This window comes from Paractinoplanes bogorensis (assembly GCF_018829635.1).
Lineage (GTDB): Bacteria > Actinomycetota > Actinomycetes > Mycobacteriales > Micromonosporaceae > Actinoplanes > Actinoplanes bogorensis.
Map to the genome: position 1 here is coordinate 1 of NZ_JAHKKG010000031.1, position 14,556 is coordinate 14,556.

Annotated in this window: 18 protein-coding genes; 13 read left to right on the forward strand and 5 right to left on the reverse strand. The window is 69.7% G+C overall.

The annotated features are described in order from the left end of the window. Positions 1 to 203: 203 nt before the first annotated feature. Positions 204 to 1,001, reverse strand: a complete 798-nt coding sequence (locus KOI35_RS46750) for a LysR family transcriptional regulator ArgP (protein ID WP_215796299.1) — start codon at positions 999 to 1,001, stop codon at positions 204 to 206. Between the two features lie 69 nt (positions 1,002 to 1,070). Here KOI35_RS46750 and KOI35_RS46755 point away from each other — a divergent pair, with 69 nt between their 5' ends. From KOI35_RS46755 to KOI35_RS46790, 8 genes are all read left to right on the forward strand, one after another. Beyond that, positions 1,071 to 1,667, forward strand: coding sequence for a LysE/ArgO family amino acid transporter (locus KOI35_RS46755; RefSeq protein ID WP_215796283.1), 597 nt, complete (start codon positions 1,071 to 1,073; stop codon positions 1,665 to 1,667). A 114-nt stretch (positions 1,668 to 1,781) separates the two neighbouring features. Then, positions 1,782 to 2,279, forward strand: a complete 498-nt coding sequence (locus tag KOI35_RS46760; protein ID WP_215796284.1) for a PadR family transcriptional regulator — start codon at positions 1,782 to 1,784, stop codon at positions 2,277 to 2,279. Further along, on the forward strand, positions 2,279 to 2,935 hold the full coding sequence (locus KOI35_RS46765) for a hypothetical protein (RefSeq protein ID WP_215796285.1): 657 nt from the start codon (positions 2,279 to 2,281) through the stop codon (positions 2,933 to 2,935). Before KOI35_RS46760 ends, KOI35_RS46765 begins: the two co-directional genes overlap by 1 nt. Before the next feature lie 46 nt (positions 2,936 to 2,981). Then, positions 2,982 to 4,001, forward strand: a complete 1,020-nt coding sequence (locus KOI35_RS46770; protein WP_215796300.1) for a DNA polymerase III subunit beta family protein — start codon at positions 2,982 to 2,984, stop codon at positions 3,999 to 4,001. A 45-nt stretch (positions 4,002 to 4,046) separates the two neighbouring features. Further along, entirely contained in the window at positions 4,047 to 4,361 is a 315-nt protein-coding gene (locus KOI35_RS46775) for an ArsR/SmtB family transcription factor (RefSeq protein ID WP_215796286.1), read from the forward strand. After that, positions 4,358 to 4,741, forward strand: coding sequence for an SRPBCC family protein (locus KOI35_RS46780; RefSeq protein WP_215796287.1), 384 nt, complete (start codon positions 4,358 to 4,360; stop codon positions 4,739 to 4,741). The genes KOI35_RS46775 and KOI35_RS46780 overlap by 4 nt, the downstream gene beginning before the upstream one ends. An 85-nt stretch (positions 4,742 to 4,826) precedes the next feature. Beyond that, positions 4,827 to 5,555, forward strand: coding sequence for a class I SAM-dependent methyltransferase (locus KOI35_RS46785; protein WP_215796288.1), 729 nt, complete (start codon positions 4,827 to 4,829; stop codon positions 5,553 to 5,555). A gap of 33 nt (positions 5,556 to 5,588) precedes the next feature. After that, positions 5,589 to 6,302, forward strand: a complete 714-nt coding sequence (locus KOI35_RS46790) for a carbon-nitrogen hydrolase family protein (protein ID WP_215796289.1) — start codon at positions 5,589 to 5,591, stop codon at positions 6,300 to 6,302. On the opposite strand, the gene KOI35_RS46795 is transcribed toward KOI35_RS46790, so the two are convergent. Continuing rightward, positions 6,285 to 7,001 carry a class I SAM-dependent methyltransferase gene (locus tag KOI35_RS46795; RefSeq protein WP_215796290.1) on the reverse strand — a complete coding sequence of 239 codons (717 nt, stop codon included), beginning with the start codon at positions 6,999 to 7,001 and terminating at the stop codon, positions 6,285 to 6,287. The two genes, KOI35_RS46790 and KOI35_RS46795, sit on opposite strands and share 18 nt — an antisense overlap. Positions 7,002 to 7,032: 31 nt before the next feature. On the opposite strand from KOI35_RS46795, the gene KOI35_RS46800 reads away from it, so the two are divergent. The 5 genes from KOI35_RS46800 to KOI35_RS46820 all read left to right on the forward strand — a co-directional run bounded on the left by KOI35_RS46800 (position 7,033) and on the right by KOI35_RS46820 (position 11,224). Beyond that, positions 7,033 to 7,425 (forward strand): RidA family protein, encoded by a 393-nt coding sequence (locus KOI35_RS46800; protein ID WP_308121475.1) that lies wholly within the window; start codon positions 7,033 to 7,035, stop codon positions 7,423 to 7,425. A 1,025-nt stretch (positions 7,426 to 8,450) separates the two neighbouring features. Next, on the forward strand, positions 8,451 to 8,933 hold the full coding sequence (locus tag KOI35_RS46805; protein ID WP_215796292.1) for a hypothetical protein: 483 nt from the start codon (positions 8,451 to 8,453) through the stop codon (positions 8,931 to 8,933). 79 nt (positions 8,934 to 9,012) lie between these two features. Then, positions 9,013 to 9,486 (forward strand): hypothetical protein, encoded by a 474-nt coding sequence (locus KOI35_RS46810; RefSeq protein WP_215796293.1) that lies wholly within the window; start codon positions 9,013 to 9,015, stop codon positions 9,484 to 9,486. Further along, positions 9,483 to 10,166 (forward strand): hypothetical protein, encoded by a 684-nt coding sequence (locus KOI35_RS46815; protein WP_215796294.1) that lies wholly within the window; start codon positions 9,483 to 9,485, stop codon positions 10,164 to 10,166. Before KOI35_RS46810 ends, KOI35_RS46815 begins: the two co-directional genes overlap by 4 nt. Before the next feature lie 407 nt (positions 10,167 to 10,573). Beyond that, complete coding sequence (locus KOI35_RS46820; RefSeq protein ID WP_215796295.1) at positions 10,574 to 11,224, forward strand: hypothetical protein; 651 nt, start codon at positions 10,574 to 10,576, stop codon at positions 11,222 to 11,224. On the opposite strand, the gene KOI35_RS46825 is transcribed toward KOI35_RS46820, so the two are convergent. The 3 genes from KOI35_RS46825 to KOI35_RS46835 all read right to left on the reverse strand — a co-directional run bounded on the left by KOI35_RS46825 (position 11,221) and on the right by KOI35_RS46835 (position 14,221). After that, positions 11,221 to 12,585, reverse strand: coding sequence for a DUF4407 domain-containing protein (locus tag KOI35_RS46825; RefSeq protein ID WP_215796296.1), 1,365 nt, complete (start codon positions 12,583 to 12,585; stop codon positions 11,221 to 11,223). The two genes, KOI35_RS46820 and KOI35_RS46825, sit on opposite strands and share 4 nt — an antisense overlap. A gap of 53 nt (positions 12,586 to 12,638) precedes the next feature. Next, positions 12,639 to 13,286 (reverse strand): SIMPL domain-containing protein, encoded by a 648-nt coding sequence (locus KOI35_RS46830; RefSeq protein WP_215796297.1) that lies wholly within the window; start codon positions 13,284 to 13,286, stop codon positions 12,639 to 12,641. Between the two features lie 65 nt (positions 13,287 to 13,351). Continuing rightward, on the reverse strand, positions 13,352 to 14,221 hold the full coding sequence (locus tag KOI35_RS46835; protein WP_215796298.1) for an AraC family transcriptional regulator: 870 nt from the start codon (positions 14,219 to 14,221) through the stop codon (positions 13,352 to 13,354). Between the last annotated feature and the right edge of the window lie 335 nt (positions 14,222 to 14,556).

Consider the following 14,556-nt stretch of genomic DNA (forward strand, 5'->3'; position numbering starts at 1 on the left):
ACCGGTCCGGTGGCAGCAAGCACCGCCCGCAACCCAGGACCGACAGATCACCGGCAAGACACCACGGTCAGTTGGATGGCGGGTCAAACCCCGAACCGCGGGCGGCACCCCACCATCCTCACAGTTGGATGTGGCCGTTCTGCGGACGCCGTCAGGCGCCGCCTGGGCCTCGGCGCAGGCCCCCGTGATCCGCCAGACGCGCCCTAAGTTCGCAGGAACGGGGCGGCCGCCGCTTTGACGGCGGCCGTCAGCTCTTCCAGCACCTCGGAGTCGATGCGCCAGTACTGCCAGTAGAGCGGGACGTCGAGGTGGCGGCCCAGATCCTGGTAGAGGCCGGCGGCGATGTCTTCGCGGGCGATCCACTCGGGAACCACGCCCCAGCCCAGGCCGAGCCGGATCGCCTCGATGAAGGCCGAGGCCGACGGCACGTAATGGATTGACATTTCTGACTTGTCGGGCGCGATGCGGTGCTGGAGCCGATCTTTGCGGTTGTAGAGGATCATCGTGTCGTCGGCCGGGCGCCCGCACGCCAGGTAGCGCATCGCCCCCAGCGGCTCGATCCGGCAGCCCTGCACGACCTCTTCGTCGGCGGTGACGGCAGCCATCGCCATCCCCGATCGCAACAGGTCGGCGGTGTGGAACTCGTCGTCGGTGTGCAGCTCGAACTGGGGTCCCTTGATGGTGGCGAGCGCGGGCAGGAACCACGTGTGCAGCGAGTCGGCGTTCACCACGATCGAGATGCGGGTGCCGTCGCGGGCCTGGCCGAGCGCTTCCTGTTCGAGCAGCTTGACCTGACCGGCGAAGCGCACCAGAGCCTCACCGGCCGAGGTGGCCACGCACGGTTTGGCCCGGCGCACGAGCACCTGACCGACCGAGCGCTCGAGGGCCTTGATCCGCTGGCTCACGGCGCTCGGCGTGACATGCAACTCACGGGCCGCCGCCTCGAAGCTGCCGGTGTCGATGACCGCCTGGAAGGTGGCCAGCTGGGCGAAGTCCATAATTAGAAATTCTAATGCAAGTTCAAATTCTTTAGTTTGAGTACGCCTCCACGCCCGCCTAGCGTCGACGACGTGCTCACCTCCGTGCTCGCCGGTTTCGCCGCCTCCGCCGTCCTGATCATCGCCATCGGCGCCCAGAACGCCTTTGTCCTCCGCCAGGGTCTGCGCCGCGAACACGTCGTCGCCGTCGTGGCGGTCTGCGCGCTGTCCGACCTGCTGCTGATCCTGGCCGGCATCGGCGGACTGGGCGCGATCGTGACGGCCCGGCCCGACCTGGTCACCGTGATCAAGTGGGTCGGGGCAGCGTTCCTTATCGCGTACGCGTTCCTCGCGGCCCGCCGCGCCATGCGCCCGGCGGCCCTCAACCCGGCCGACCGCGCCCCGGCCACCCTGGGCGCGACGATCCTGACCTGCCTGGCGCTGACCTATCTGAACCCGCACGTGTACCTCGACACCGTGCTGCTGCTCGGGTCGGTCGCGCAGCAGCACCCGTACCGCTGGATGTTCGGGCTGGGCGCGGCCGCCGCCAGCCTGGTGTGGTTCACCGCCCTGGGCCTCGGCGCTCATCGCCTCGCGCCGCTGCTGGCCCGGCCCTCGGCCTGGCGTGTGCTCGACGGACTCATCGCCGTCGTGATGCTCGTGGTCGCGGCGATGCTGCTGCTCAACTGAGCCGCCGCCTCTCGCCTGAGCCGCCACCTCTCGCCTGAGTCGCCGTGCCTTGCCTGAGCCGCGACTGTGCGGGGCTATTGTGCGGCGCCTAATAGCGTGACTATTATGCGGTGCATGATAGATGGCGACGAGGTCGACCGGCAGGCTCAGCTGCTGCGCGGCACCCTCGACATGTGCCTGCTGGCGCTGCTCTCGCAGCAGCCGGCGCACGGCTACGGCCTGGTGCAACGCGTCGGCGAGGCCGGTTTCCCGTCGGTGGGCTACGGCACGATCTATCCGCTGCTGACCCGCATGCGCCGGCTCGGCCTGGTCACCCAGGACGTGCAGGACAGCCCGCACGGCCCGGCCCGCAAGGTCTACGGCGTCACCGAGGCCGGGCGCGAGCGGCTGACGGCCTGGACGACGCAGTGGAACGAGTTCATCGACAAAGTCGACCGCGTCGTGACCGTCGACGCCCCCGCCACGGCCCGGATGCAGGCCAAGGCGACCGTCGCTGAAACCCGAACGCAGGCCGAGGCGACCCTCGCTGAAGCCCGAACGCAGGCCGAGGCGACCCGTGCTGAAGCTCGAACGCAGGCCGAGGCGACCCCCGCTGAAATGAGGAGCCAGTGATGACTGTCGACGAGACGATCAACGCCGCCGGTCAGGAGTGGCGCCGGCTGGGCGTGTCCGCGCAAGATCGCCGGACGCTGGCCGCCGACCTGCGGCTCGACCTCGAAGCGGCCGTGGCCGACGGGGTGCCGGCCGACCAGCTGATCGACGGGGACGTGCAGGTCTTCGCCCGGCGGCTGGTCGAGGAGTCCGGGGTGCGGCACGTGCCCCCGCGGTACGGCACCATCGTCGCCACCGCACTGGCCGGCGCCGTGGTCGGCGTGCTGGTCGGCGCGCTCATCGTGGCCGGCGTCCACATGGTCATGGTGACGTTGTTCGACCTGCCGGGCGACTTCAACGTCCCGGTGGCCATCGCGGCCGGCATCTACTACGCCGGGGTCGGGCTGGTCGCCCTGGCCGGTGCGGTGATCGGGGTGCTGATCCTGCTCCGCAATGTGCCCGCCATCGGTCGCACCGCGGCCGCGATGGCGTGGCTCACCCCGCTCAGCGCGATCGTCGTGGTGCCGCTGATCATGCTGTTCGCCCGGACGACCGGCTACAGCACCGCGGTCTCGATCGTCCTCACCGAGGTCGCGCTGACGATCGCCGGTTTCGTCGGCGCGACCGTGCTGGCCCGGCGCTGGACACTGATCCGCGGGGCCGGCTCGCCGGCTTGACCCTCCACCTGGTCGAGGCATCAGGGTCGTGGACGTGCGAGGAGACATGCTCAACATCGGTGAGGTGGCGCGGGCCAGCGGGCTCAGCGTCAGCGCGCTCCGGTTCTACGACAGCGCGGGCGTGCTGGTGCCGGCCGAGGTCGACGCGGTCACCGGCTATCGGCGCTACCACGCCGATCAGGTGCGGGCCGCGCGGTTGATCGCGGGACTGCGCCGGGTCGGCATGCCGGTGGCCGAGATCGCCGCGGCCGTACGGGATCAACCGTCCGCGGTCCGGCGCCGGCTCGAGGTCCACCGGCAACGACTCGAGGACGGTCTGGCCGATGCCAAGCGTGAGCTCCTCCGCATCCACGCCCTGCTCGACCTGGAGGAAAATCTCATGACCCGGATCAGCCTGCCCTCGTCCGCCCTGGCCGCCGCGATCGACGCCGTCCGGTTCGCGGCCGGGTCCGACCCCGCGCTGCCGATGCTCGGGTGTGTGCTCTTCGACGTGACCGACGGGCTGCTCACGCTCGTCGCGACCGACCGTTTCCGGCTGGCCGTGGCGTCGGCCGGGGCCGAGGTCGAGGGGCCGCCGATCCGTTCGGTGCTGCCGCTCGCCTTCGTCGACGACCTGCGCTCGCGGCTCACCGGTGGCCGGGTCGAGCTCGACCTGTCGCCCGAGCAGGTGCGCGCGGCCTCGATCGAGGTCAAGCCGTTGGAGCTCGACTACCCCGACCACCGCCGCCTGCTGGACGGACTGCCGGCGCCCAGCACGCGGGTGACGGTCGACACGGCCGATCTCCGCGCGATCGTCGAGGCCGCTCCGGTGGCGACTCGGGAGCACGAAGGTACGACGTACGGGATAACGGTCCTCGCCTTTGATCGTGGTGTGCGCGCGGTGCCCGAGAGCGAATGGGATGCCGAGAACCACATGGCGGTCAACCGCGAGTTCCTGCTCGAGGCCCTCGACGCGGGTGCGGCCGGCCAGCTCGTGCTCGAACTGGACAGCCCGATCCGGCCGCTCGCCGTGCGTGTGCCCGGCGACGACTCCCGTTTCTCGATCCTGATGCCGGTCCGCGCCTGACAAGGGGCTTGACGCGTCGGAAATTTCCGACGCATTATGGAGCGCATGCCGGACGGGGATGTGTTCGGCGCGCTGGCCAATCCGGTGCGCCGCCAGTTGCTGGAGGCGTTGCGCGACGGCCCGCTGCCCGCGGGTGAGCTGGCCGGGCGGTTCGAGCTGAGCCGCCCGGCCGTCTCGGAGCATCTGGCCGTGCTGCGTCAGGCACGCCTGGTCACCGAAGAGCCGCGCGGACGCCATCGCTACTACCACCTGGCGGCCGAGCCGCTGGCCGAGGTGACCGACTGGCTGCACCCGTTCGAGCATTTCTGGCGCGAACGCCTCAAGGCGCTGCGTGATCTGACCGAAGGAGAAGACCTGTGAGCAGCATCGAGTGCGACCAGTTCATCGCGAAGCCGCCCGCGTCGGTGTGGCGCGTGCTGACCGAGCCCGAGCTGCACGCGAAGTGGTGGGCGGCCGGCGACATCAAGCCGATCGTCGGGCACCGGTTCACACTCGACATGGGCGCGACGTGGGGAGAGCAGCAGTGCGAGGTGCTCGAGGTTGAATCCGAGAAGCTGCTGCGCTACACGTTCGCCGAGGGCGTGCTCGACACCACGATCACCTGGCGTCTCGAGCCGGAGGGCACCGGCACCCGCCTGTTCCTCCGGCACGACGGGTTCGCGCCCGGCTCCCCCGCGCTCGACGGCATGGGACGGGGCTGGCCGGCCCTGCTGCGCCGGGTCGAGGTCGCGGCGGCGTAACAATTTACGTCCCCTTCACGCGTCAGCGCTTGAGCCACGTCACACCGGGTGCTCCACGCACAGGACGAGTAGTTACCGTCGTCGGGTGCGCATCGGGCAGCAGTACGAGGACTCCCCCGGGGAGCGCGCCACCGGCTGGGAGTTCGCCTGGCTCGACGGGCGTGACGTGGTCTCCGAGCCCAGCTGGTCATACCCGGCGATCGCCCGCACCCTGATCCGCCCGGCGATGTCCGTGCTCGACCTCGACACCGGCAACGGCGAGCTGCTGGCCGAGCTCGCTCCCCTGCCGCCGCACACGGTCGCGGTCGAGAGCTGGGCCCGCAACACACCCGTCGCCCGTGACCGTCTGTCACCGTTCGGCGTGCAGGTGCTCACCGAACTGCCCGGCGGCGAGGACGAGTTCGACGTGGTGCTGAGCCGTCACGGCCGGCTGCCCGCGACCGACATCGTGCGCCTGCTGCGCCGGGGCGGTTCGGTGCTCAGCCAGCAGGTCGGCAGCGACGATCTGGCCGAGCTCAACGTGGCGCTGGGGGCGCCACCGGCTCACCGCCAGCCCTGGAACGCCGACGTCGCGGTCATGGCCCTGACCGCCGCCGGCCTCGAGGTCACCGACGTGCGCGAGGAGCGGCCACCGGTGACCTTCCACGATGTGGGCGCGGTGGTGCGCCAACTTCGCGACCTGCCCTGGCAGATTCGCGATTTCTCACCGAGGCTGTACCAGGACGCACTGGAGCGCCTGGACACGTTCATCCGCCTGCACGGCGGTTTCACCGCGACCGCACATCGGTTCCTGGTCGAAGCCGTCCGTCCGTAACCCCCCACCCCCGCTCCGAAGGAAGATCGGCCCATGCGCTCGTTGGTCATCGCCGTAGCCCAGCCGCCCGTCCACCCCCTCGACGTCGCCGCCAACGCGACCCGGCACGCCTCGACGGTGCGCGCCGCCGGCGCCCGGCTGGTCGTCTTCCCCGAGCTCTCCTTGACCGGCTACGACGTGGACGCGCCGCTGCTGTCTCCGGACGACCCGCGCCTGCACCCGCTGATCGAGGCCTGCGCCGCCACCGACACGATCGCGCTGGCCGGTGCCCCGATCGCCGGGCCGCACATCGCCACCCTGCTGATCGACGGTGACGGCGCCCGGGTCGTCTATCGCAAGGCGCACCCGCACGGCGAGTCCGAGGCGCGCTTCCGGCCCGGTCCCGGCCCCGAGGTGATCGAGGTCGACGGGTGGCGTCTGGGCCTGGCGATCTGCCGCGACACCGGCATCGAGGAGCACTGGGCGGCCACGGCGGCGCTGGGCATCGACGCGTTTGTGGCCGGGGTGGTCGACGAGCCGGCCGCCGAGTCGGTCCTGGAGGCCCGGGCCCGCAAGATCAGCACGACGTACGGGGTGTGGACCGCGATCTCGTCGGCGGCCGGTGCGGTCGGCCCTTCGTACGGCGAGACGGCCGGCCGGTCGGGCATCTGGACGCCGGACGGGATGGTCGCGGCGCGGGCCGGTCGGGCCGTGGGCGAGATCGCACGGGCGACGCTGTTCGCCGAGCGTCTAGCGTTTTCTGCTTAAGACGACACTCGTCCTCAGCTCCAGCGCGACCGGGCCGGTCAGGGCCGCGCTCAGATCGTCGAGGAGGCGGCGCTGCACGTCCGGGTGGTGCCGCCGGAACGGCGAGAACGTCTGCGTCAGGTCGAGATAGCGCTGTTTCTCGAAAACCGGGTACGTGGTGATCAGCCGCTCCTCGACGTCGTTCCAGAGGCCGGCTTCCCGCACATCCTCGAGCACCCAGCGCTCGCCACGGACGGGCACTCTCCGATCCACCGCGGCGAGCACCTCGGAGATCGCGCGATCCTGCTCCGGATCGACGTACGCATACTTGTGCTGAAAAATCGTCATAACTCCGCCCGGCGCGAGCAGGTCAAAGGCCCGTCGATTGCGTGTCGCGGCGTCCATCCAGTGCCACGCCGACGCACAGGAGATCAACCCCGTTTCCCCGTACGGGGTCCACGCCTCGAAAGTCGTCGTCTCGATGGTGATCTGCGGGAACTTGGCGCGCAGGACGGCCGCCATCCGCGGATCGGGTTCCAGGGCGGTCAGTGGCTTGCCCAATCCGACCAGCACCTCGGTGCCCTTGCCGGTGCCCGCACCGAGCTCGACGATGCTCGCGGGCGACCCGGCGTAGTCGAGGATCATTTCCCGTACGCCGTCGGGGTACCCCGGCCGCACCTCGTCGTAGAGGGCCGCGACCTCACCGAAAAGCTGCGTCATGAGCCCGACCGTAGACGTTAGGCTCGCCCTCGTGCAGCGCCATTACGTCCGCCCGGCCGGGTCACCGCCGACCAACGGTTACAGCCATGCGGTCGCCTTCACCGGCACGACGGTGGTCGTCTCGGGCCAGGTCCCGCTCGACGCCGAGGGCCGGCTGGTCGGAGCCGACGACGCCCGGGAACAGACCCGCCAGGTATTTCGCAACATCGAATCGGCCCTGGCCGCGGCCGGCGCCTCGATGTCCGATGTGGTCAAGCTGACGGTCTTCCTGACCGACATGGCGGATCTGCCGGCTTTCCGTGCGGCGCGCGACGAGTTCATCTCGCTCGAGCGGCCGCCCGCGAGTTCACTGGTGCAGGTGGCCGGCCTGGTCAGCCCCGACTTCCGGGTCGAGATCGAGGCCCTGGCCGTCCGGCCCGACTGACCCGGCAGCTGGTTGCTCCGCGGCGCTTGATTGTTCCGCGGCGCTTGGTTCCTCCGCGGCGCTTGGTTGCTCGACGGCGCTTGATGCCCCATGGCGCTTGGTTGCCCCATGGCGCTCGGTTGCTCCACAGCGCTCGGTTGCTCCGCGGCACTCGGATGCTCCACGGCACTCGGATGCTCCACGGCACTCGGATGCTCCACGGCGCTTGATTGCTCCGCAGCGCTTGATTGCTCCGCAGCGCTTGATTGCTCCGCAGCGCTTGGCTGCTCCGCTCGCCCCGCGCGCACCTGGTCTCTCCGATCGCCCTGCGGCTGCTTGTCTGCGCTTGGATACTCCCGCGGCCGTTCCGCGCCTTTTCGAGTTCCCCCCGCGCCTTTTCGAACTCCCCGCACCTTCTCGAGCTCCCCGCGCCTTCTCGAGTTCCTCCACGCCGCCTCCTCGCACCGAGCGCCCAACCGGACCGCCTCTCGTCTCGCCCAGGTTTCCTCGGCCAGCCGCGTGGCTCCGATCCGCACGCGGTGCGGTGCGTCCGGTTTGTCCGGTCGACCAAGGCCGGTGCCGTAAGAACCGTGGACGCCAAGCATCTTTCAGGTGAGGCGGCTGCCGAAATCGCTTACCCCATTCGGGGATGAGCCCGCTTGCCGCACAGCAATTATCGCGATCGGCATTCGCTTTCGACCCCCCAACTGAGGGGGTACGGCCCACATCGGATCTTCAGCGGCTTGAACGGGCGACGCGCGACTGATAGGAACGCGTTTCCCCAGCGCCGGGTTACCGCACACCGGGACCAGAGATCGTCAGCGGGTCGAGAAAGCTTGATGGCTAACGCTTTCGTCAGCCGAACGGGTTAAACCGATCATCGAATATCGACTGACTTCCCGTTCTGGATAGGACGGGCGGAAGCACTATCGCCCAACCCTGTGCATTCAGCCATCTTTGTCGCAGCGCCGGAACGCCAACGGGCTCCGGCCACACACATTCAAAGCACCACCGCGATTCGTCGCCCTTTTCTGGAGGACCCACAGATGCGCAAGATGACCAAGCGTTCCGCCGTTGTCGCCGGTGTTGCAGTTGCCGCTATCGGCGTCGGAGCGACGGCATGGGCCGCCGGCTGGTTCCAGGGCAGCAGCACCACCTACGCCGCGTCCTCCACGATCGGCGAGATGACCGCCTTCGTCGACCTGCGCACGCAGGCCACGACCACGAACCCGATGCGGTTCTACCCGGGCAAGACCCTGACGCTCACGAAGGTGACGGTGACGAACCCGAACGACTACGCGGTGAGGATCGCCAGTGTCAGCGCGATCACCGTCACGAACGCGGGCGAATGCACTCAGTCCAAAGCTGGGTTCGCACTCACGGACCTGACCACCGCGGCGTTCCCCAGCGGCTCGACCCCGGAGGTCACCCTGGGCAACCTCACGATGTCCCCCAACGCTTCGGAGGATTGCGCGGGGCAGGGTGGCCTGATCATCAAGGCAACGCTCACCGGCGCGGTCGCGGGCTGACGTCGAGGCGAGGTGGGCCCACGCGGCGTGCGTCCACCTCACTCCCTCGACTGAACACTCCGACTCGAATGAGGCGACTGTGAAGGCATGGCGATCGGCGGCTACCGTCGCGGCGCTGATCACGACATGCGTGGTCGCGGGCAGCGGCCAGCAGAGTGATGCCGGCGAACAGGCGATGGCGCTCGTGCACGGCGACCGCAGCGGACACACCGACTCGCGCTTCATGCTCAAGGGCCAGTCGGTGAAGGGTCTCTATCCGGGCGCGACCCGGCAGATCAAGCTCACCGTGGCCAATCCGTTCGGGTTCCCGCTCACTCTGCGCAGCGTGGAGGGCCAGCTCACCGGCACGAACCGCCGTGCTTGCCCGGCTAACCGATCCACCATGCGGGTCGGCGGATACAGCGGCCGGCTACCGATCACGATCGAGCCCTACGGCCGTCGCACCCTGCCCGGGACCATCCCCGTATCCATGCCTCGCGACGCCACTCCGAAGTGCTCCGACACCCAGTTCCTGATCGACCTCACCGCGACCGGCAAGAAGGCCGGCCGATGAGGAAACGCACCACCTACGCCATCATCGGCACGACGGTCGCTGTCGTCGTCGCGGCCGGCACCATTGCCGCGAATGCCAGCTGGACCATTCCGATCACCGGCACGGTCAACGCCCGTACGGCGAAAATGCCCAAGGGTGTGAAACCCAGCGTGGCCAAGCAGTCCAAGGCGGCCGTGGTCAGTTGGAGCGCCCAGGAGATCGTGGCCGGCGTCAAGATGGATCGCTACACGGTCACCGCGCACAGCGCCGGCACCCCGGCCCGGCCCGACATCGTGTGGCAGGTCACGGCGTCGGGCGGGGTCAGCGACACGGTCACCTTTGCCGCAGCCGAGGTCTCGGGGGGCACGTGGTCGTGGACGATCGTGCCGCATTTCGCGATCTGGGCCGGTGCCGAAAGCAACCCGAGCAAGGCCCTCACCTTCGCCGGGACTCCGGCCGAGGCGCCCGCGGCCCGCGTCGCGGCGCCGGTGACGGAAGCTCCCGCCGCACCGGCCGACGAGGTCACCACGCCGCCCGCGGTGGTGGAGAAGCCCACCACCAAGCCGGCCGCGCCCGTCGAAAAGCCCACCGAAGACGTCACTACGGTGCCGGCCGCGACCTCACCCGCGGTTACGGAGCCTCCGGTCAAGGAGCCGGAACCGTCCGCCAGCGGTTCTGCTCCGGCGGACATTTCTCAATAGGTGGGGTAAAGGTCGAGCCCGCGGCGGGGTCCCACGTCGCGGGCTCGATCAGTATCCGGGGTCCGGCGGCCCACGATTGGCGGATAGGGGTGGCCAATCGTGGGCCGCCCGTTTCTTGGGCCGGCCGTGAAAGTTGCAGATTTCGGGGGCGGCAATCGGCCCGTACGGAAACCGCAGGTCATTGCCTTTTGACAAGTGAGCCTCACTCTTCCCCCTTTGGGATTAAGCCGGACAGTCGCAAGTGTGCGATTTATGCGCGCAGAACCGCGGACGGAATCCCGATCACATGACCCCGGGTCGTCAGCGACCGTTGTTACACACGAGTCCGTGCCCGTCGCTGAGGAGGAAGGCCCCGCAATGCACAACCCGTCCCGACGGCCTGCCCCGCATCCGATAGAGGCACGGTCATGATGCGGCGCGATGTCCTCACCCAGCTGCGCGAGGGCGGCGTCCTGCCCGTACGAGACCACCACGGCACCAGGATGTCCGACATGCACATCGAACTCGACCCTTCCGAGCACGAAGAGCCGACGTGGGAGGTGCGACGGGCCCCCGGGCCGGGCAAGAAGAAACGTCTCGACCGGCGTACCCGGCTGATCCTCGGCGTCGCCGCGGCCATGGCGGTCGTGGTCAACGCCGGCGCGGCCTGGGCCTACTGGCGGATCACCGGCTCGGAGGTCGCGGCGAGCGACGGGGCTCCGGTCGAGCTGACTCTGCGCGCGCGTTCGGACCTCAACAAGCCGCTCACGCCGGGCTCGAACGGCGACCTGGTCGTCACCCTGACCAACGACAACGGATTCCCGGTCAAGATCACTTCGCTGACCGCCGGTGGGGTGGTCACCGCCGACGACGCGCACGCGCAGGCGGGCTGCAAGATCACCGGGGTGCAGTTGAGCAAGCCCAGCTTCGACGTCATGTGGGAGGTCGGTGCGAACGCGATCGGGGCGTTCAAGGTGCGGAGCGGACTCACCATGCGGCAGGGCATCGCGAAGGCGTGTGACGGCGCGGTCTTCACGGTGCCGGTGCGCGTGCACGGCGTACGGCAGGAAAGCTCTTAGCTCGCGGACTCGCCGGGCAGGGCGCGTTGTTCCTCCGCGTGCACCACGGGAGTACGCGGCGGGCGACGGTGCCGGCCGTCGTGCGTGGCGTCGTCGAACAGTTCGGCGTGCAGCGGACGGTGGTGGCGGCCGTTGTGGGCGGTGAGCTCGCGGATCTCGGCCGGCACCACGACCGACTTCCGCAGGACGGCGCTGGCCCGCTCGGCCGAATCGCGGACCACGTCGGCGTCGTGGGTCGCGGCCTCGATGCCGTCGGCGACCACGCGAGCCATCGCTTCGCCGTACGTACGGGCGTCCTGGATCTCCCGCTCGTGGATCAGGGTGGCCTCGTGCTCGCGGCGGCGGGCGATCCGGGCCTCGTTCCGCTCGTAGGCGTTGCCCCGCGAGGCGAACTTCAGCCCCACGGCGGCACAGTCGAGCGCCACCAGCAGCAGCGTGATCCCGAGGTAGAAGACCCCGACGCCCCAGAAGTCGCTGGTCACCAGGTGCCACATGGCGGCCGTACGGGCTCCGAACCCGGAATCGGCCTTTATCGCGACCTCGTTGGCCTCGCGCTGGTCGGCGATCCGCTCGGTCAGCTCGGACTGCTCGGACGAGCGCGCCGCCCGGCCGGCCCGCTGCGTGTCGAGGAGCCTTCCCGCCTGTACGTCCAGTGAGGTCGCCTCGTCGTCCAACGACCTCGACCGCCGTACGAGCTGATCGCACGACCCACCCGACGGACAACCCGCGGCCCGGGTCACCCCACCACCGGCCGAATCGTCGACGGCCTGCTGATAGAGCCTGCGGGCGTCCTGGCGCTTCTGCGCGGCCCGATCGGTCAGCCCCTGCACAGCGGCGTCGTCCCCGGCCGTCTCCCGTTCGAGCTGGGCGAGCCGGTTCGTCCAGGTGGCGACCGCGCCGGTCCGGTCGACACGGCTCAACTGCTGGTTGTGCACCTCGTTGAGACGGGCGTCGATCTCACCCTGGTAGCGGGTCAGCATGAGCGGCTCGGTGATCAGCACCGCGAACAGCAGGGCCAGGCCGAGGCGTCCGGCGTACAGGCCGATCGTGGGTTTCTTGAGGAAATGCTTCGGGTCGGTCGACTCGAGCTGCTCGTAGCTGATCGATACCCGTCCGACGACGGCCCGGTCATAGGCGACGACGCCCGCGGCCACCATCGGGCCGATCAGCCAGCGGTACCACGGGTGCTGGTAGTTCGACCCGGCGTCGATGAACGCGGCGCCGCCGACGGTCGCGTAGACGAAGTAGAGGACGACGAACACGCCGATCGCCGAGTAGAGCACCCGGTCGGTGTGCGTGGTCACGCTGGCCGGGTTGACGTTGGCCACCCGCAGCAGGACATCCCTGCGGCCCTTCGGCATGCAGCCGAGTCTTGCGGATCATTACGCGCCGTGTGCCCGAAACGCCGGGTTTGCTACCCCTGCAGGTCGGGCTCGGTGATCGTCACCCGAACCGTCACCGACGCCTGCACGGTCTGCGGCTGCGGGTCGACCTCGAAGCCCGCCGACTCCTGCCCACCGACGTCGAACGCGGCCATCCGCATCATCGGATGTCCCCCGCCGCCGGTGCCCTCGTCGGCGATCTCGACCAGCTTGTCGACCTGCGCGCCCACGGCCGCCGCGTATTCGCGGGCCCGAGCCAGAGCATCGGTGATGGCCTCGCGTCGCACGTCGGCCCCGGCCCGGCTGCCCGGCCGCAGCTGCCACCACGGCCCGGACACCGACGCGTATTCGATCGCGGCCAGCCGCAGCAACAGTGGGCCGAGCGGTTCAAAATCGGTCACGGTCAAAGTCGAGGAGATGCTTCCCGTGTACGCCACCACGCGCTCGCTGCCCCGCTTGAGCTCGGGAACGACGCTGACCCCGCCGGTCTCACGGCGTTCGATGGCGTCGGCCGACTCGGCCAGCAACGCGTGGAGCTCGGTGGACCGCTCGAGAAGCCGGCTGACGACTGTCTCCCGTTCCCGGTCGCGCGCCGTCAGGGTGACGGTGAGAAGAGCTTGCTCGGGCGGCACCTCACGAAACGCCTCGCCCCGGACCACGATCATGGGTTGCTCAGCCATGCCCCGACGCTACCCGGGTTGCGCTCGCTTTTCGCCGGCGCTGTTCGCTGGGTCGGCCGGCGCTCTTACGCGGGCTCGACGGGCAGCCAGAGCTCGCAGGTCGCGGTGCTGAAGTCGTCGGCGCGGTCGAGAACGGCGACGATCTCCGGACCTGGGCGCAGACGCCACGGGTTGGACGGGAACCATTCCGTGGCGGTCGCGGCCCAGGCCGACTGCAGGGCCTGCGGATGCGGTCCGTCGGTCCGGAAGATCGCCCACCGGCCCGCCGCGACCTCGATGGCGTCGAGGTCGTCGGGGACCGGTGAGTCGGCGGAGACGGCGACGCCGTGCAGATAGGTGAGTTCGCTGCCCTCGGCGCGGTCCGGATCGAGGTCGTCGGTGACCGCGAGCAGGCCGGCCGGTTCGGTGTTGCCCAGAGACCTCAGGCGCGGGTGCTTCTCCTTCGGCAGCGCGGCGATGTGCTGCTGGATGTGCGGGTTGATCCCCTGGTGGATCAGCGGCACGCGGGCGGCGTGGCCGACAAGCCGGAACGCGGGCCGGTCCACGATGCGGGTGTCCATGCGTTCGTTCCCTTCGACGGTCAGGCGGAACCTGAGCTGCGGTTGTGTGCGAAGGGGACCGCCATCGCGGCGTACGTCAGCAGGACCGGCGCCGTGGACCGCCCGGAACGCCCGGCCGAACGCCTCGCTCGAGCCGTAACCGTGCCGGACGGCGATGTGCAGCAGATCCCGCTTCCCGCGTACGACGTCGGCGGCGGCCACGGTCATCCGACGGCGACGCACATACTCCGACAAGGGCATACCGGCCAGCGACGAGAACATCCGGCGAAGATGGTGCTCGGTCGTACCGAGCGAACGGGCCGCCGCATGCACGTCGAAGTCTTCGGTGAGGTTCTCCTCGACGAGGTCGACCAGCCGATTGAGTGCCGCAATCATGAAGCCCCCTTCCGAGATCAACCCTGACGGAAGGAGCACGGTCGCCGCCCCATCATCGCGGACCGATCAGATCATGCGGCAGCGTTTTCCCAGCCGGCACGGGCCAGGCGCGACGCGGCACGGGCCAGGCGCGACGCGGGCCAGGCGCGACGCGGGCCAGGCGCGACGCGGGCCAGGCGCGACGCGGGCCAGGCGCGACGCGGGCCAGGCGCGACGCGGGCCAGGCGCGGCACTTTCCAGTCAGCGCTGGCCAGGCACGGCACGGGCCAAGCGCGACGCGGCACGGGCCAAGCGCGACGCGGGCCAGGCGCGGCACTTTCCAGTCAGCGCTGGCC